Here is a 17,590-nt window from a genome sequence, read left to right as displayed (position 1 = left end):
CTGTCCAATTATGTAACAGTTCTGTCATGTCCGATTTATTATACAGGAATCGTGTGGAAAAAACATCGCTCTTTTTCCGCATATTCCCTGATTTCATGAAAGTTATTTATAAATCCACCCGTTCATTATATCATTTTGAAGGAAGAAAAGGGAATCACAACCGAATCCTTATAAACTCATTACGGACACTCTTCTTCATTGATGATACAATAGCAAAGAACACTTTTCCCGGAGGAGTCCTTTCATGCAAAAACAACATATAGGTTCCATCTACTACTTACGCCTGATGGCGATGCTTTTCGTCGTGCTCGTCCACGTTACGGCCGCCTACTCGGTGACACTCGGAGCGGATACGACCTCGTATCAACTTTATCATTTCGTCAACCGGATCGTCCGGATCGAAGCGGGTATTTTCATCATGATCACCGGGCTCGTATTTTTCTACAATTATTACCCGAAACAGATGACGGCGGAGAAGCTGAAAGACTATTACCGCAAACGAGTGTTTTTCATCGTCGTTCCTTATCTCGTCTGGGCCCTGTTCTACGAATGGTTCGCCTATCAAATGGACGGTCGGGAACTCATATTCGGTGAAGTCGTGCAGCGTGTGCTGACAGGGGCATCGTTTTATCAGCTTTATTTCATTTTTCTTATCGTGCAATTTTATATATTCTTGCCCTTGTTCGTCTACCTCACCCAGAAAATCGGCTGGTTCCGGAAATATCTCTGGCTCGTCGGTGTGCTGATTGAAATCGGGTATCACTACCTGAATGCGGAATATGGCCTGACGTCGACGGTGTTGTTCCTGAAAAGTCTCGGTACGTTTTTCCTCGGAGGCTGGCTCGGCATTTATTTCTCGAGGGAGACGGCGAAACGGAAGGCTCCGTCCACGATGTATTGGGGAATAGGCACGCTCATTCTGGGAACAGTACTGGCACTCTATCATTATTATGTCTATACGACCGGACAGATTAGCTTCGCCTTCGATCCGTATAAAATCGTCGATGCCGCTTATCTGATGGTCGGCGGGTACTTCTTTTTCCGGGTGATGGAAACGGCTTACGAAAAAGGGAAAGGCATGCCGAACGAAATCGTTCGGAACGTGGCCCTCTATTCGTTCGGTTTCTATCTTGTCCACCCATTCATACTACGACTCGTCAGCCTTTACATCCCGGTGTACAACAACTACTCGTTCCACGTCCAGGTTGCCGCCCGGTACATCGTGGTGGTAGCACTCTGCTATCTGTTCATATTTACGATTCATAAACTTTCCCCGCGTATCGCCAGTCTGATGTTCGGAAAATTGCCGGACAAGGCGGTGTTTCTGAAGGAAAGACAGAAATGAGTACCTTCCTCCTCTAACGGGAAGAAGGCGAAAAGGATATTACTATTTAAGGAGAATGTCTCATGGAAATTGCTGTATTATTGCCCTGCTATAATGAAGAGCAGACCATAGGTGACGTCATCGAAGAATTCAGGCATGAACTGCCCGATGCGACGATCTATGTATATGACAACAACTCGAAAGATGCCACCTCCGAAGTCGCCGAAAGACACGGAGCGGTGGTGAAGAAGGAATTCAGACAGGGGAAAGGGAACGTCGTCCGCTCCATGTTCCGTGATATCGAAGCGGATTATTACATCATGGCCGACGGAGATCGCACCTACCCGGCTCAATTCGCCCATCAGCTGCTCGAACCGCTGATCAACAAAGAAGCGAATATCGCTATCGGAGATCGTCTCTCCAACGGGACGTACGTAGAGGAAAACAAAAGACAGTTCCACAACTTCGGGAACAACCTGGTGAGGAATCTCATCAACTTTCTATATAAAAGCGACCTGAAAGACATCATGACCGGATATCGCGCATTCGACCGTCTATTCGTCAAGTCGATGCCGGTCATGAGTCCGGGATTCGAAATCGAAACGGAAATGACCATCCACACGCTCGACAAGCGCTTCCGTATCGTGGAAATACCGATCGAGTACAAAGACCGCCCGGAAGGCAGCGAATCGAAACTGAACACGATCTCAGACGGCTATAAAGTCGTCAATAAAATCTTCACCCTGTTCAAAGAGTACAAACCGCTCATGTTCTTCACGATTTGGGCGGCAGTCTTTCTCGCCGCCGGACTAGGGGTCGGAACGCCGGTCATCATCGAATTCATTCAAACCGGCTTCATCTCGAAAGTACCTTCGGCGATCCTCGCTGTCGGACTCGTCATCATATCGATGGGGGCTTTCGTCTGCGGTCTGATTCTCGACACCGTCGCCTCGAACTTCCGGAGACATTTCGAATGGGAACTGAACCGGATCCAATCGGAGAATCATAACCGATGAAAGGGAAAATAGCACTTACTGCTTTTCTGATTCTCTTATTCAGTACAGGAAGCGCTTATGCCATATCAGTATTCTTTCATGGAACAGCTTCAGGTACTTCCGTACATCCGCTGTTCCTGTTGCTGGTTCTGTCGCTTTCATCGGCCGTAGCATTTAAAGCATGGACGGATAGAAAAATAATGGTTTCTCTTTTCCTTCATAAAGGGGTAATCGTCTTTCTTCCCATTTTCTCTTTTCTTTTATGGATAAGCTTGAAATCACCGGAAGGGTTGAGCGGTGATCCTTCCATATGGATGACGATATTTTTCTATATCGTCATCTACATCCTCCTTGCCATCTATACGGCAGGTCTCTTGAGTCTATTCACTCTTATATCAGTGACAGCAAAGCATACTCCTGTATCAAAATGGAAAATACTTATGTATGCACTACTTCCAATAGCATTCTGGTCCATTTACCTGGTTGCTTATTATCCAGCCACGATGACGCCGGATTCTTTGGCCCATTGGGGGCAGATCCATACGCTTGATTTCAGTAACTGGCACCCGGTCATCTATACGTGGTTCATTCTTGCACTGACCTCCATATGGCACTCCCCAGCTATTGTGGCTATCGCGCACATAATCATTATGGCAATCATCGCCGGGTACGGAGCCTACAGTGTCGAGAAAAAAGGTGTTCCTTCTATATGGGTCACTGGTGGCATGGTCCTGTTTGCCATTTATCCGCTCACAGGCGTATTTACGATTGCAATCTGGAAAGATGTCTTCTACAGCGGCTTACTGTTACTTTGGACGATACAGTTGTTCCAAATCGTATCGACCAGAGGCGAGTGGCTGAAGTCGAACGCCCGTATCATATTCCTATCAGGAACAGCGCTCGCTATAGCTCTTATGAGAAGCAACGGTTTGCCGATTTTCGTCGTCATCGGGCTTTTTCTACTCGTGATGTACCGCACTTATCTTTGGAGAATGCTGATATCACTCGGGTCTGTCATTATACTGTACCTGCTGATCACAGGGCCGTTCTATTCCTATATGGATGTAGAACCAGGGGATCCGAATGAAGCATTAAGCATCCCTACGCAACAGTTCGCCCACATCGTTAGTGAAGACGGAGATCTCACTTCAGAGCAGGCTGAATACCTAAGTGAAATTATGCCTTTGGATAAATGGGAGGAATTATACAATCCTTATCTCACAGACCCGATCAAGTTTTCGGCCCCTTATGATTCGGAGGTCATTTTTGAAGACTTCGGTTTATATTTGAGCCGATGGGCCGGGATTGTAGGTCAGAACTTCGGACTTGCCGTGGAGGCTTACATGGATCAGACATCGGTCCTCTGGCAGATGAATCAGCCGGAAGACGGCTATACAAGTACGTACGCCAATAATATTTATCTATATAATGACTATGATCTCAAGCGGGACCCTTTACACGACGGCACGTACGAATTCGTCCAGGGCGAACTTGCCAATCTCAACGAGAACTGGCTTGAGCCTTTCCTGAGACCGGCGTTCTACACAGCGCTCATCCTCATCATGGGAGCTGCTCTGACAATTAAGAGCGGAGGGAGATTCGCGCTCATATTACTTCCTGTCCTGCTGAATACGGGGACGATGCTGCTCGCTGCCCCGGCTCAGGACTTCCGCTATCAATATTCGAATGTGCTCATCACGTTCCTGATGGCGGGGTATGTGTTCATCAAATTCACTAACACAACGGAGAGAAAAGAATGAATCCATTTATAGCATCACTGAAAAAAAACAGCCTCGGCATCGTGCTCATGATCGCTGCCGCACTCCAGACCGCCCTCGGGCAGATGTTCTGGAAGATGTCGGACGGAGAAATCAACCTGCAGCTGATCATCGGCTTTTTCCTGTACGGAATGGGAGCGGTGCTCATGATCGTCTCGTTCCGCTATGGCAGCTTGTCGGTCCTGCACCCGCTCTTAAGTATCGGCTACGTATTCGCCCTGTTTTTCGGCAGCCTCATTCTTCAGGAAACGTTGTCGGAAGCGAACCTTATCGGTACCGGTCTCATTATCATCGGTGCCGCTCTTATAGGAGGTGGGGACGATTAGCTGGTTACCTATGATTCTTGTCTTCACCTTGTTCGGCTCGCTGGGCGGTTACTTTTTCAAAAAAGCTTCCGCCCACGGCCTCGTACTCAATAAATACTTCATCCTGCACGTCGGAGCGGGCGGTCTGTTCTATGGAACCGGGGCGATTCTGAATATCATCACCCTGTCCTATCTTCCATATACGATCGTCTTCCCATTGACGTCGATCACCTATATATGGACTCTGCTGTTATCCGCCGTTTTCCTGAAAGAGACATTGACGGTGAGGAAAATTGCAGGTGTGCTGTTTATCGTCGCAGGTTCGTTTTTCTTAATGAATTGAACTACCCCTACGCAGGTAGCGGAGGCGATTTATACCCCCCTAAGTCGTTAAGGAGGGAGATGAATCGCCTAAAGCTGATACAATGATCCCCCCTCACCCGTTTATTATCAACAAACGGATGAGGGGGTATTTATTACTCTTATCATAAGTTGTGTACGAATGGGGCTGGGTAAATCCAAAATCAGGGTGTTTGTCACTCTACCAGTATCAGTTTCACCGGTTCCTCGGATTCGATAGTCCCGCCTTCTGGCGCCTCGAATATATACTCCTCTACTCCGAATCCATCCGTGCCGCTACTATCGAGTATAGTATTGACGAGAAGGTTGCCGGAGCTGCTGTATACGACAAAATTACTCCCTCGTCCTACCGGTACTGCTTTATAGCGGTTCGGCGGTATATCTTTCCCTATCGTAAAATGACCGGCCGGAAGCTGGACCGGCTCCGCCTGAGTCTCCTGGATCGACGTATCGATACTTGCGAGTTCTTCATTCTTCGCGGCAATCTGACCATCCAGGTCTTTTATTTCATTCTTTTTCGCATCCAGCTGCCCGCTGACATCAGACATTTCATTCTCGAGGTCTGCCTTCCCATCGATCATAGCATTGATTTCATCCACCTCGGACTGCTTCGTCCTGATTTCCTCGTCAAGCTTTTCTATCTCCCCTTCCTTCTCTTCGATTTCCATCTCCCGCTCACTTTTCGTCTGCTCTGCCGCTGCCACTTCCGATTCCACCCCTTCCAACAGCCCTTCCTGTTCTTCGATCATACTCAGAAGCTCTTCATAAGCGACTTCACTCCCCTGCACTTCCGCCTGGCGCTCCCCCGGGATCGTCATCAAAACTCCTATCACCATAATGCCAAGCCCGGCCCCGATCGTTCTAATCGCCGTTTTAGCAGATTCCTTTCTGAACAACATCACTACCATCCACACTACCCCGAAGACAATAAGTAACGCGGAAAGACCTACGATTGTTGCTGCGAAATCTGTCATCCTCTCCTCCACCTCTCTTAGTATGTGGGGTTCTCCATTTTCTTAAAGCCCTGTTATCATTCCTAGTTGATTTTCATCTCTACGGGTGGGAGCTTGCCGCGGGCATGACGTAAACTTCCGGAATCTCCCTACGTTCGATTCCGGTGATTTTCCGTTCATGCTTCTCCCGCAGGCGTCTCCACCTTCCGTTCCTATCATCAACAATAGGTTTTAACAGAGGTTTCTTTAAAAAAACGAGTGGTCAACGCTTCACTCAAGATTAATCAAGAACAGGAAAATATAAAAAGTTACGAAGATGGCGAATCCGACACCATTCCATACATTTTTAATCCTTTCTGCCCGGTAATACCAAAGCATGCCACTTACGAAACCGAAGAAAAAATCGATGAACAAAGCAACGACTACCCCAAAAGCGATCGACCACGAGACAGACCCTCTCCCGGCACCTTTCCTCCTGGAATCACGTTTGGTATCTTCAGGAGAAAAAGCCCCCCTCCCGCTGATAAAGCTTTTCCCCGGCTCCTCTCTGATGTGACTATTTTCATGAAGAGCTGTATCATTTTCTTCTTTGAGGACTTTCGATCGGTTCTCAGGATAGTAGAATACATTCTTCATTTTTTTATCATTCATTTTCCCGAGCCAACTCTCTGCTTCCTTCGATTTCCCTCCGCTTATTTCACTGATGACATTCAACAGATCGATGTAAAAGTAGTGAACGGGAGCCATCATCTCCATATCTTTACTGAGTGCACGAAGGATGGTCGTCCTGTTCTCTTCCTCCGTTCGACGGGCAAACCGGATCAATGTCTGTTTGGATTCTTCATATAACCGGATATCTCCAACGAAACTGGAACTGAACAGGAGCAAAATCATCAGCTCTATCGATTTCATATCCAACTCATGAGAAGAGAAATAATCCGAGGCTATCCGGGAAGCACTGAAGAAATCTTTCTCGAGCGTATACGTCTGGGCATATTTCCAAACATAACGAGGATTGTGCGGGTCCAGGGAAAGAAGCTTCAACGCATAGGGACGAGCTTCTTCAAACGCCGCCTTATCAAAGCAAAGCCTTAGCATCAAATGCAGCCATGCTTCCTCGTTGTCTCCTTCCGGCATCCATTTCATCATTTTCTCCTCGGTCTCTTCAAGCAGATCCAGTTGCAAGTAACAGTCACAAAGCAGAAGCCGTGCTTCTTCCTTGCCCGGCATTACGTCTTCGTAGTTCTGCAGAATCTCAAGCGCCTCTTCAAACTCCCCTTTTTGTATTCGATCCAGGCACGCTCGAAACGTTCCTCAAAAAAATATTGTTCGCGCATCTTCATCGCATCATAGGACGGATGGTCTCGAAGCTCTTCGTCGTATTCCTTCCTCGAATCAGGATCGCTCAGGATATTATAAGCTTTGGTAATCAACCGGAATTCCTTGGCATGCTTTTCACTGGAGTACAGGCTTAGCTTCTTCACGTATGCTTTCTTGATCGATTCTGCCGGAGCATTCTGTGGTATTTCGAGCATTTCATAATAAGTCGTCGAAGTGTCCATCGCCACGCCTCCCTTCAGTCTATTAACCCTACTCCTTCATAAAACGAAAAACACTTTTTAAAGAACGATTATGGTGAAAATATACTGTTCATCCAGAAATCAGAGAAACAGTCACAATTGCTAATGATTCAAACCATCCGTCCTGGTATCGAAAAACTCCGCTACAGAATACCGATCACGATATCAGAATTTTCACACTTTTATTATAGCATGATTTACTGATTTTAGGAGGGCAAAAATATGTACACCTAAAAAATCGACCCCGCCATAATGACAGGGCCGTCCTCGTTCTCTTATTCACTTTTAATCATTGGCCTCATATGTCACCCATCAAGCGCGCTTCTCGCTTCTTCCCGGTTCATACCCGGATCGATCCGATCATCATAAAGCATCTGGATCAACTTTTCGTCAATATCAAGAAACTCCTGAGTCGTCGTCCAATGCTGGTAGAACATACTTTCAGGATATGTCTCCGAATCTCTGGTCAATCCCAACGTCTGCGTAAGCTCTTCCCTAACAAGGTGGGACCTTTCCCCCTGATCGGGGAAATCCGTCGCTATCAATATTTTAGAACGATCGATGACATATCTGTCTCCCGTCCAGTAGTAGAACAGACCCCAGTTCCCTCCTTTTGGATTCGTCACGTATTGATCGAATTCATCGAGAGGAACATAATAGACATCGATATTCGCATTATTTTCAACCAACTTCAGGTCTATACTCTCCTGCAACGAATTCACATCATCAATCACTGAATTCAGGGAGTTCATATCTTCTTCCGTAGGATTACCGTGAACTTTAATTCTCGGGTCACTTTCCCATTTTCTAAGAGGTATATCCGAGCTACCCCATTCGGAGCCGAAGGCGATTTCCTCGAAATAAGCCATTTCCTTCTCGGAATACTCGGGCAGCTTTTCGATTTCGAATTGCATAGTCACTTCTTTCTCCAAAAGCCTCCCCGTAGCGGAAGAAATCCCCTCAGCTACATGGAGATTATAAGTAGCCCCGGATCGATACCCTTCCTCCGGCGCTTCCACCAGAACAGCTTCTCCATTTTCCTTCAACTCCACTGTCGTCGCAATCGGATTTCCATCCTTGTCTTCCACATAAATAGTATTTCCATTGACTGATTGTTCATCCAGTTCCGTATTGAATTCCACCGTCCAGTCATAATCAGGTGCCACCCCGGTCTCATCCCAGGGTGATGCTGCAGCCACTCCCATGCTTCCTGCAAAAACCGCTAGTCCCATGAACAGTACCGCCATCACCAAACTTCGATACTTCAATACCGACGCCCCTCTCTATCAAGTAAATCTTTCCTTAAATTATAACAAATTCCGACTATGGAGTTAACTCTCTATCCCATCTTTATGTGGGGCAAGGAGAAGGTGGACAGGCCTGTTCAGTTCACTGCATTAATCACTAAAAAGCCTTTCTGCAGATCACTCAACGAGATTTACAGAAAGGCTCTAAAGATTATTTGTTGATGATTTTACTTTCATAAGGAGCAAGCGTATGCTCCTGGAATACCTTTTCCTCTTCACTATGATTCATGACAAAAAGATATTCTTTCCCACTCGAGTATCGACGATAGACCTCCACATCTTTTTCCGTTTCTATCATCTCGATCTTATGGTTTTCAAGTATGTCTTCTGTGATCTTATCAAGAGGAGCTTCATTCATTCCTCCCCCGACATAATACACGCTCCCTCGCCCATAATCATTTTTCGTGAGGGCGGCGTAGTCACTGAAAAATTTATCTGTATATCGATAAAGTACTTCTGCTTTCTCAGGTACTAATAGATCTCTCCATACCGAAATTGTCGCAGGAGTGTCATGAAACTCTCCGACCCCACCTAGTGATAATTCTTTCCCTGCATTCAGAGATTCGATCTCTTCAACTCTCGCTCCGACCAAGTCACGAACAGGACCAGGCAAGACGTGACCTAAGCGAAGGTTATTCGATTTATCTTTCAGACCGGCACGGAAGGAGAAGATGATGCTTCCTCCTTGTTCTGCAAATCTCTTCAATCGATCTGCCAACTCGGCTTCGATGATGGTCATAACCGGCAGCACAATCACTTTGTACTTCTGAAAATCCCGATCGGACGGAATTACATCTACATGAATGTTTTTTCTGTAGAAAGGTCGATAGAGTCGTAAAAGTTCTTCATTGAAATCAAAATCGACGCTCTGAATCTGAGCTCTCCACGACCATATATTATCATAGTCGTACAAAACAGCCACTTCGGAGTCAATGGAAGAATTCAGCACCTCCTCATAGTTACTGATATCCCGGAACACAGACTGAACTTCCCTGTATTTCCTGCCATAGACGTCATCGTGGTCTACGACACCGTAACAGAACTGCTCGGCCCCTCTCGTCATTCCTCTCCACCGAAAATAGAGCATATTCGAACAACCATGAGCGAATGCCTGATAAGACCACATTTTTGCCTGATTCGGCCTAGGCAGATAGCCGATCACATCATGACCTTGAGCCCCCATCAATTCTTCGACGATCCAAAAATTCTTATCGAGAAGCCCCCTGTTGAAGTCATGAGTCATCGCTATAGCTTCCGGTGCTACCGGCTCTTCAAGCCCTCCCCACACTGGATAATTGTCGTAAGATACATAATCCATCGGCTGGAGATTTTCCGGGTGGTCGAACCATTTGTCGAAGAACCCTCCCGACACATTCGTCGTAACGTCCTGATCTTCTCCTTTGTTCTTCTGGACAATGCGGGTCATTTCATGAGTGAACCCGTTCACCGATGCAGAGCGAAAACGTGCCCACTCCAGTTTCAGACTCGGATTATGCGTAGTGACCGTAGGCTTAGGGGCAGGAATCTCCGAAAAATCATTGTACGTCTGTCCCCAGAAAATAGTGCCCCACTCTTCATTCAGCTCGTGGATCGAAGCATATTTCGTCTTCAGAAATTCCTGAAACTTTGTATGACACTGATTGCAGTAACACTGATCGCTTCCTTCATGACCGAGTTCATTATCGATTTGCCAGGAAATGATCGCTTCTTCGCCAGCATAATGACTGACAAGCTTTTCGGTTATTCTTGCTGCATACTCACGATATTTTTCGGAGTTGAAACAATACTGTCTTCGCCCTCCAAATGCCTTCTTATTTCCGTATTCATCTTCTGAAAATATGGAGGGGTGTTTTTGTGCAAGCCAGGCGGGAAAGGTTGCTGTAGGTGTACCGAACATGACTTTCATATTTTTCTTCTTCGCTTCGGCTACCACCCCGTCAAAAAAAGAAAAATTGAACTCCCCTTCTCTCGGCTCCATGTTATGCCAAGCGAACTCACCGATCCGGATGATATTCGCTCCCAATCCTTTGATTCCTTCCAAATCCTCCTCCATTTTACTGATAGGCCAATGCTCCGGATAATAATCAACACCGAGATACGTCATTTATATTCCTCCCACTTCTAATTTCAAAGTCCATTCGTATGTCCCAGCGGCAGGGATTTTCGACACCTTGTCAATTTTGTCAGCGATATATACATCATCATAAACTCCTGTACACGGTTCCAAAGCTACGTTATATTCTCCCCTGTATCCTCCTCTGTTTTTCCAGACCCCAAGGTATGGTACTTGATCTTCAGGGAATTCATAGGTGAGTGTACGCTTTATATCTTTTTGCACTATGGCACAGTTTCCCTTATCCAATCGCTCTGTGAAATAGAATTTCTCTATCGTTTTATCTTCACGGGGTTCCAATTTGGAAAGGTCTATGGATGTGCCAGTCTTCCTCGACTGAGTCACCGGATAGGTATGAGGAGTGCCCCACGATCCGAGATGATGTGTGGCTTTTTCCACATTCATTATCGACTTTAAATGCTCCGGCACACTTATCTCCGTAGCCTCGTCCATATTCAAAAGTGCATGGGCCGTCCATATGAAGGGGAAAGCTTGAGCACTGTGGTTGATCGCTTCATATGTAATCAACAACCCTTTGGTCATCAATTTGATTTCCTTTTTCAAAGTATAGGGAAATACCGGACTGGTGACTTCGAGTTTGAACGTCCCATTTTCCTCTTTCCAGGACCAGGGCATTGTCCAAACTTCGCCGTGATCGGGAACAGTATGATCAATAGTAGGATGCGGACCTTCATCAATCCCCGGAAACATTTCATCGAAGCCACTGGAATCATAATCCGAAAAATCCGCACCGTAAGGAGGAACCACAAGCTCTTCATCGGATTGATAAAGCCATTCATAGTCCGCTTCTTTATCATACAAGCTGACCATCTTCCCTCCGTAAGAAGGAAGAATGACGCACGTTATATGTTCGTTATCCAACTCGATTCCCTCTAAACCTTTATATGTTGTCATCTTCCAAGAGAATGTCTGTTCCATCAGCTACTTCCTTTCTGCTGCACTACCTTCAGAAAACGGTGAAAAGCCTCTTTCCCTTCCTCATTCCGCTTGAACACCCCTGCATCTTCCAAAACCTGCGAAAACCGTTTCCCTACTTCTCTTTGCAATACAAGATGAATCGTCTCTCCATCCATCATTTCCTGATTGATGAATTCTTTCACCCAGGGGACGTGTTTGGCTGTATTATCGTCTTGTTCCGCTCTTGTTTCCCAATCATCATTTCTGATATATGCCGCTAGACTGTCGAGTTCATGAACCAATCTTCCCGGCAAAACCGCCAGTCCCATCACTTCAATCAATCCGATATTTTCTTTTTTTATATGATGGACTTCTTCATGAGGATGAAATATGCCGTGAGGATAACGATCACTCACTCTATTGTTACGAAGGACCAGATCAAGCTCGAAGGAACTGTCGCGTTTCCTTGCTATCGGTGTAATCGTGTTATGCCGTTCCCCTTCTGATTCCGCTTGAATACCCACTTTTTCATCCGAATAGGAACGCCACATATCAAGAATATCCTCCCCTGCTTCAGAAAGAAGGTACCTGTCCTCACTGCGCAGACGGATGACGGACATCGGCCATTGAACGATACCGAGATGGACCTCCGGATGTTTCTCAGAACGGAACCATTCTTCAACAGGAGCTTTTGCCATCGGAAAATCATGACGGCCCCCCTGAAAATGGTCATGAGATAAGATGGATCCACCCACAATAGGAAGGTCTGCATTCGAACCGACAAAATAATGTGGAAATTGTTCTACAAAACCCAACAGACGATCGAACCCGTCCCTGGAAATCTTCATCGGTCGATGCTCTCTGGAAAGAACGATGGCATGCTCCCCATAATAGACGTAGGGAGAATACTGGAAGAACCATTCCTCCCCCTCCAACTCCACCGGAACGATTCTGTGATTATCACGAGCTGGATGATCCAGTCTGCCTGCGTATCCGACATTCTCTTTACAAAGCAGACATTTCGGATATTTTTCATCTTCCCCGGTAAGTCTGGCAGCCGCTATAGCCTTCGGATCCTTTTCCGGTTTCGATAGATTGATAGTGATTTCCATATTTCCATAGGCCGTTTCACTGATCCATTCCTTGTTTTTAGCGATGCGATCAGTCCGGATGTAATGGGATGCTTCGGATAAATGATAAAAAAAGTCCGTTGCTGCTACAGGACCGATGGTTTCATAACGATGATAGAAATTTTTTATCACTTCAGAGGGCCGGGGCATGAGACAGTTCATGATTTTGGCATCGAAGAGATCTCTTTCCGTTTCAGTATCTTCTTCCACCAGTCCTCTGGCTACGGCATAATCGATCATCTCCCGCAGTAGTTCCGAAGCGTCTTCAGGAACATTCGCATACTCGGAGAATTCTGTCCCGTTTTGACCAAAAAGATGAAACAGACGATTTCTCGAATAATCGATGTCCCAAACAGAAATCAACCCTTTCGATACTCCGTATTCAACCAGTGCATCAATCAACTGATAGATTCGCATAATTCTCCTCTCCTCACTTCAGATAACCGTCCGGGTGCGTTTCGAACCATTCCCACGCAGTTCCTATAATCTGTTCCAGATTGCTGTATGCAGGTTTCCATTCAAGCTCTTCCATAGCGAGAGAGGAAGATGCAACCAACCGAGCAGGATCTCCTTCCCGTCTCGGAGCCACCTCCATAGGGATGTCCCTCTCCGTGACCTTCCGGGCTGTTTCAATTACCTCTTTCACACTGAACCCTTCACCATTTCCGAGATTGAAGATAGCGCTCCCCCGTCCTTTTTCCAACCGTTCCAATGCAGCCAGATGGGCAGTGACCAGGTCAGTCACATGAATATAATCACGGATACAGGTGCCATCAGGGGTCGGGTAGTCGTCCCCGTAAATCATGATCTTTTCTCTTTTTCCCTGTGCGACTTCCAGAACAATGGGAATCAGATGGGTCTCAGGATTATGGTCCTCACCGATCCTCCCTTTCGGATCGGCGCCTGCGACATTGAAGTAGCGTAACACGGTATAGTTGATGTCATGGGCTTTTTCCACCCATTTCAGCATTTTCTCCATCGTAAGCTTCGTTTCTCCGTAAGTGTTCGTAGGAATAGTCGAGTCCGACTCCTGGACGGGAATCCTTTCAGGTTCTCCGTAAACGGCTGCGGTGGAAGAAAACACGATCCGCTTCACCCCGTGCCTCACCATCGCGTCAACGAGCGCAATCGTTCCGCCGACATTATTATTGTAGTAGCGGAGAGGGTCTTCCATGCTCTCGCCGACCAATGAATCAGCTGCAAAATGTAAGACATCATCGATGCGGTTCTCTTCGAACACCTTATCGAGGAGGGACTCGTCGCGTAAATCTCCTTCGTAAAAATGGGCGCCATCGAGTACGGCGCGGCGGTGACCTTTTTGCAAATTATCCAGAACTACGACCGATGCCCCCCGGTCCAGCAAATGTGCCACAGCATGACTGCCTATATACCCCGCTCCTCCACAAACGAGAGTAGTCATTGCGTCACCCCCTCTATTTTTTTTGCTCCATCTCCGATTTCCACGGCATAAAATTCAGCGTCGAGACCAGTCTTTTCTTTATATTGCTTACGGACTTCCTGAAAGAATTCTTCCTTTCGGGATCGTTCTACGATATTGATGGTACATCCGCCAAATCCTGCACCTGTCATCCTAGCACCCAGAGCCCCGTGCTCCCAGGCTGCTTCCACCAGAGCATCCAGTTCCGTGCCTGTGACTTCATAATCATCACGCAAAGAAATGTGGGATTCATTCATCATTTTCCCAAACCCTTCAAGGTCATGGTTCGTGAGTTTCTCCGCAGCTTTTTTCGTACGGTGATTTTCGTAGACGACGTGTCTGGCCCGCTTCACCTGCTCGGGATTCTTGATCAGGTGCCGGAAGGATTCGAATGTTTCAATGTCAACCTCCCCCAGATTCCTGATACCCAGTTCCTTCTGCAACTGTTGCAATGCATGTTCACATTCCATACGTCTTTCATTGTATTTGGAATCCGCAAGACCTCTGCGCTTATTCGTATTAGCGATGATAAGCTGATACTCCCCCAGCTCCACAGGAACTTTTTCGAACTCCAACGTGTCACAATCCAGAAGCAACGCGTGATTTTGTTTCCCCAATCCGACAGCGAACTGATCCATAATGCCACAGTTCACCCCTACGAACTCATTCTCTGCCTTTTGGGATATCTGGATCATGGTAAGCATATCAATACGGAAATCATACAAATCCTTCAACAGCACAGCTGTCACAAGTTCTATAGAAGCAGAGGAAGAAAGCCCTGCTCCATTCGGAATATTGCCGTAATAGAGAATGTCGAGTCCTTCCTCGATCCGATATCCTTCCCTCCGGAATATCTCGATGACACCTTTAGGGTAATTCGCCCAGTCATCTGCTTCAGAATAATGCAGATCTTCAAGGTCGGAGGAAATCACTCCGATTTTTTCAAAATTCATGGAGTACCATTGAACTTTCGAATCGGTACGTTTACGGACTGCCACGTACGTCCCCAGGCTCAAAGCGCAGGGAAACACATAACCTCCATTATAATCTGTATGTTCCCCGATCAAATTGACGCGACCAGGGGCGAAAAAGAGTGAAATCGCTCCCCCGTCTCCGTATATTTTTCTGAATTCATTATAAAGCTTTTCCACGAGACCCTCCTCCTTTCTTTGAAACGCGTTTTATGAAAAATAAACAGAACTGCTCGTCTCCTCCGCGAGTCATTTCAGTATGATTGGCGCCATTGAATTCTACTCCTGTATCTATTCCTGCATACATCAGCTCATCGCCATAAAACTTCCGGTCATCCACTTCGTAAAGCACTTCTTCCTCAAGGCCGACCAGACGAAGACGCTGATCATTCTCGGGATTCGGGGACGCGAAAGGTTTATACCACCCCACGATGCCGTCACCTGTGATACTGTCATAAATCATCCAGGCTGTAATATCAGTTTCAAAAGGACTCGACAGACGATAGAACAACCCGTTATGGATCAATGGCTGAATCCGTTTATAATCAGCTATTTGCTTCTGTACTGTTCTTTTATCCTCCTTGGATAAACGTTCCGGGTCGAGCTCGAAACCGAACGTACCGAAATAAGCGACCGCTGCGCGGAATGCTAAAGAGTTCTCTCGCAACGTCTGGTGATTGGGGACCGCGGACACGTGGGACCCTATGGAAGATAACGGGTAGGCGACCGAAGTACCGTACTGGATTTTGAGCCTATCGACAGCATCCGTATTATCACTCGCCCACGCCTGTGGAGCGTAATACATCATCCCAAGATCAAATCTCCCACCACCACCAGCACAAGATTCGAATAAAACCTCCGGGTACTTGGATGTGAGTCGTTCATATAAATCATAGACACCGAGTATATAGCGATGAAAGAACTCTCCCTGTCTGGATAAATACATGGAATAAGGCTCTGTAATATTACGGTTCATATCCCATTTGATATAAGTCAATCCTGTCTCTTCGATGATTGCACTCATCCGTGAGTACAAATGATCGACGACTTCAGGATTCGAAAAATCAAGTACATACTGGTTCCGTCCGAGGGTACGATGCCGATCATCTTTCCCTATCATCCATTCCGGGTGCTCGTGACCGAGTCCACTATTTGGGCTGATCATTTCAGGTTCGAACCACAATCCGAACTGTAGACCCTCCCCTTTGATCCGTTCTGCAAGAGCCCCTACCCCATCAGGGAGTTTCGATTTATCAGTGAACCAGTCTCCAAGGGAGGTAGAATCATCATTCCTTTGGCCGAACCATCCGTCATCAAGGACGAACATATCTATTCCCAACTCTTTGGCTTCTTTCGCAAAAGTCACGAGTTTGTCCTCGTTGAAGTCGAAGTAAGTCGCTTCCCAGTTATTGATGAGCACAGGTCGATTTTCCTTTTGCCAACGCTTTGAAATAATATGCCGGTAGGTCAACTTATGCATCGCCTGGCTCAGTCCATTCAATCCTTCTTCCGAATAAGCGAGCACCGCTTCTGGAGCTTCGAACGTTTCCTGCGGCTCAAGCCGCCAGGAAAATCTGTCGGGGTGGATTCCCATCTGGATCCTCGTTGTTCTGTAGTGATCGACCTCCGCCTGAGATAAAAAATTTCCGCTATAGATGAAGTTCATACCGATCACTTCCCCGGTGTGCTCTGTTGCCTGAGGACGCTTTAACGCAAGGAACGGGTTGTGCTGATGAGAACTACTTCCCCTTTGACTTGATATTCTCTGAATACCGGGGGCCAGCGTTCTTGTCGTTACATATCTCTCCCGGGCCCAGGCACCGGAAAGATGAAGCATTTCATAGTGGTCCTCCGGAAAATCTACGCTTAGCGAAAGCAGCCTTTTGATTTCTACTGCTGATCCTCCGTGGTTCAGTACTTTTACACTTCTAGTGATTACCGGCAGTTCAGCGAATATGGTGTAGAGTAACTGGACTTTCACGCGACTCTTTTCATCTTCCATCGTCACTACCATAGTCTTCGCTTCCTGATCGTCTTGCACATAAGTAGAAGGCAAAGTCCCCATTTGCGGTTTTCCTTCTATAATCTTGTGACCTTGATAAATGAAATCAGCAATAATCTCCCCATCGGGTCCCTCGATCAGCACCGCCGCTTCTCTGAAATCCCCTTTACCATACACAGGATATTCCTGAGCCGCTGTTTCAAGCGAGAATGACTGGTCCCCTGAGAAAGCGTGGCTTGTATTCGGGTTTACGTTATCACGGGGCCCGAGATGACTGTAATCTCTTCCAGGCCGCATAGCTTTTCCATAATATAAATGACCCAACTGACCATTTTTCATGATATTGAAGATATAACTGACGGAACCATTCGTCAGATGGAACACACCATTCTCTGTGAATATCATAGCCTGTCCTC

15 protein-coding genes are annotated in these 17,590 nt (G+C 46.6%); 5 read left to right on the top strand and 10 right to left on the bottom strand.

Going from position 1 to position 17,590, the window contains the following annotated elements:
• Positions 1-244 precede the first annotated feature (244 nt).
• The 5 genes from BW944_RS05300 to BW944_RS05280 all read left to right on the top strand — a co-directional run bounded on the left by BW944_RS05300 (position 245) and on the right by BW944_RS05280 (position 4,745).
• Entirely contained in the window at positions 245-1,345 is a 1,101-nt protein-coding gene (locus BW944_RS05300) for an acyltransferase (protein WP_076557484.1), read from the top strand.
• A gap of 62 nt (positions 1,346-1,407) precedes the next feature.
• Positions 1,408-2,340, top strand: coding sequence for a glycosyltransferase family 2 protein (locus BW944_RS05295; RefSeq protein WP_076557483.1), 933 nt, complete (start codon positions 1,408-1,410; stop codon positions 2,338-2,340).
• Positions 2,337-4,079, top strand: a complete 1,743-nt coding sequence (locus BW944_RS05290) for a DUF6020 family protein (RefSeq protein ID WP_076557480.1) — start codon at positions 2,337-2,339, stop codon at positions 4,077-4,079. Before BW944_RS05295 ends, BW944_RS05290 begins: the two co-directional genes overlap by 4 nt.
• Positions 4,076-4,423 (top strand): EamA family transporter, encoded by a 348-nt coding sequence (locus BW944_RS05285; RefSeq protein ID WP_076557478.1) that lies wholly within the window; start codon positions 4,076-4,078, stop codon positions 4,421-4,423. Before BW944_RS05290 ends, BW944_RS05285 begins: the two co-directional genes overlap by 4 nt.
• 10 nt (positions 4,424-4,433) lie before the next feature.
• Positions 4,434-4,745 (top strand): EamA family transporter, encoded by a 312-nt coding sequence (locus tag BW944_RS05280; protein ID WP_076557476.1) that lies wholly within the window; start codon positions 4,434-4,436, stop codon positions 4,743-4,745.
• A gap of 193 nt (positions 4,746-4,938) precedes the next feature.
• Here BW944_RS05280 and BW944_RS14755 read toward each other — a convergent pair whose 3' ends face one another.
• The 10 genes from BW944_RS14755 to BW944_RS05230 form a co-directional block, all read right to left on the bottom strand.
• The gene (locus tag BW944_RS14755) at positions 4,939-5,736 is read right to left on the bottom strand and encodes a hypothetical protein (protein ID WP_084193638.1); all 798 of its coding nucleotides are present in this window, start codon (positions 5,734-5,736) and stop codon (positions 4,939-4,941) included.
• 249 nt (positions 5,737-5,985) lie between these two features.
• A complete protein-coding gene (locus BW944_RS05270; protein WP_076557474.1) occupies positions 5,986-6,945 on the bottom strand; it encodes a tetratricopeptide repeat protein in 960 nt (319 codons plus the stop codon).
• Positions 6,945-7,277: a DnaJ domain-containing protein gene (locus BW944_RS05265; RefSeq protein ID WP_076557472.1), complete on the bottom strand. Its 333-nt coding sequence runs from the start codon at positions 7,275-7,277 to the stop codon at positions 6,945-6,947. Before BW944_RS05265 ends, BW944_RS05270 begins: the two co-directional genes overlap by 1 nt.
• A 323-nt stretch (positions 7,278-7,600) precedes the next feature.
• Positions 7,601-8,563, bottom strand: a complete 963-nt coding sequence (locus BW944_RS05260; RefSeq protein ID WP_143525657.1) for a DUF2927 domain-containing protein — start codon at positions 8,561-8,563, stop codon at positions 7,601-7,603.
• A gap of 190 nt (positions 8,564-8,753) precedes the next feature.
• Positions 8,754-10,706 (bottom strand): beta-galactosidase, encoded by a 1,953-nt coding sequence (locus BW944_RS05255; protein WP_076557468.1) that lies wholly within the window; start codon positions 10,704-10,706, stop codon positions 8,754-8,756.
• Positions 10,707-11,654: an aldose epimerase family protein gene (locus tag BW944_RS05250; RefSeq protein ID WP_076557466.1), complete on the bottom strand. Its 948-nt coding sequence runs from the start codon at positions 11,652-11,654 to the stop codon at positions 10,707-10,709.
• The gene (galT, locus tag BW944_RS05245; RefSeq protein ID WP_076557464.1) at positions 11,654-13,180 is read right to left on the bottom strand and encodes a UDP-glucose--hexose-1-phosphate uridylyltransferase; all 1,527 of its coding nucleotides are present in this window, start codon (positions 13,178-13,180) and stop codon (positions 11,654-11,656) included. The genes BW944_RS05250 and galT overlap by 1 nt, the downstream gene beginning before the upstream one ends.
• A gap of 13 nt (positions 13,181-13,193) precedes the next feature.
• Positions 13,194-14,183 (bottom strand): UDP-glucose 4-epimerase GalE, encoded by a 990-nt coding sequence (gene galE, locus BW944_RS05240; RefSeq protein WP_076557462.1) that lies wholly within the window; start codon positions 14,181-14,183, stop codon positions 13,194-13,196.
• Positions 14,180-15,352, bottom strand: coding sequence for a galactokinase (locus BW944_RS05235; RefSeq protein ID WP_076557460.1), 1,173 nt, complete (start codon positions 15,350-15,352; stop codon positions 14,180-14,182). The genes galE and BW944_RS05235 overlap by 4 nt, the downstream gene beginning before the upstream one ends.
• Positions 15,336-17,579 (bottom strand): alpha-galactosidase, encoded by a 2,244-nt coding sequence (locus BW944_RS05230; protein ID WP_076557458.1) that lies wholly within the window; start codon positions 17,577-17,579, stop codon positions 15,336-15,338. Before BW944_RS05230 ends, BW944_RS05235 begins: the two co-directional genes overlap by 17 nt.
• Between the last annotated feature and the right edge of the window lie 11 nt (positions 17,580-17,590).

It is taken from the genome of Salimicrobium flavidum (assembly GCF_900156645.1).
Lineage (GTDB): Bacteria > Bacillota > Bacilli > Bacillales > Halobacillaceae > Salimicrobium > Salimicrobium flavidum.
This window is presented reverse-complemented; position numbering and strand designations above follow the sequence as displayed.

Excerpts from the sequence above, each read along its gene's own strand:
- BW944_RS05300 (WP_076557484.1), top strand. The coding sequence starts at position 245 with ATGCAAAAACAACATATAGGTTCCATCTACTACTTACGCCTGATGGCG.
- BW944_RS05295 (WP_076557483.1), top strand. The coding sequence starts at position 1,408 with ATGGAAATTGCTGTATTATTGCCCTGCTATAATGAAGAGCAGACCATA.
- BW944_RS05290 (WP_076557480.1), top strand. The coding sequence starts at position 2,337 with ATGAAAGGGAAAATAGCACTTACTGCTTTTCTGATTCTCTTATTCAGT.
- BW944_RS05285 (WP_076557478.1), top strand. The coding sequence starts at position 4,076 with ATGAATCCATTTATAGCATCACTGAAAAAAAACAGCCTCGGCATCGTG.
- BW944_RS05280 (WP_076557476.1), top strand. The coding sequence starts at position 4,434 with ATGATTCTTGTCTTCACCTTGTTCGGCTCGCTGGGCGGTTACTTTTTC.
- BW944_RS14755 (WP_084193638.1), bottom strand. The coding sequence starts at position 5,736 with ATGACAGATTTCGCAGCAACAATCGTAGGTCTTTCCGCGTTACTTATT.
- BW944_RS05270 (WP_076557474.1), bottom strand. The coding sequence starts at position 6,945 with ATGCCGGGCAAGGAAGAAGCACGGCTTCTGCTTTGTGACTGTTACTTG.
- BW944_RS05265 (WP_076557472.1), bottom strand. The coding sequence starts at position 7,277 with ATGGACACTTCGACGACTTATTATGAAATGCTCGAAATACCACAGAAT.
- BW944_RS05255 (WP_076557468.1), bottom strand. The coding sequence starts at position 10,706 with ATGACGTATCTCGGTGTTGATTATTATCCGGAGCATTGGCCTATCAGT.
- BW944_RS05250 (WP_076557466.1), bottom strand. The coding sequence starts at position 11,654 with ATGGAACAGACATTCTCTTGGAAGATGACAACATATAAAGGTTTAGAG.
- galT (WP_076557464.1), bottom strand. The coding sequence starts at position 13,180 with ATGCGAATCTATCAGTTGATTGATGCACTGGTTGAATACGGAGTATCG.
- galE (WP_076557462.1), bottom strand. The coding sequence starts at position 14,183 with ATGACTACTCTCGTTTGTGGAGGAGCGGGGTATATAGGCAGTCATGCT.
- BW944_RS05230 (WP_076557458.1), bottom strand. The coding sequence starts at position 17,579 with ATGATATTCACAGAGAATGGTGTGTTCCATCTGACGAATGGTTCCGTC.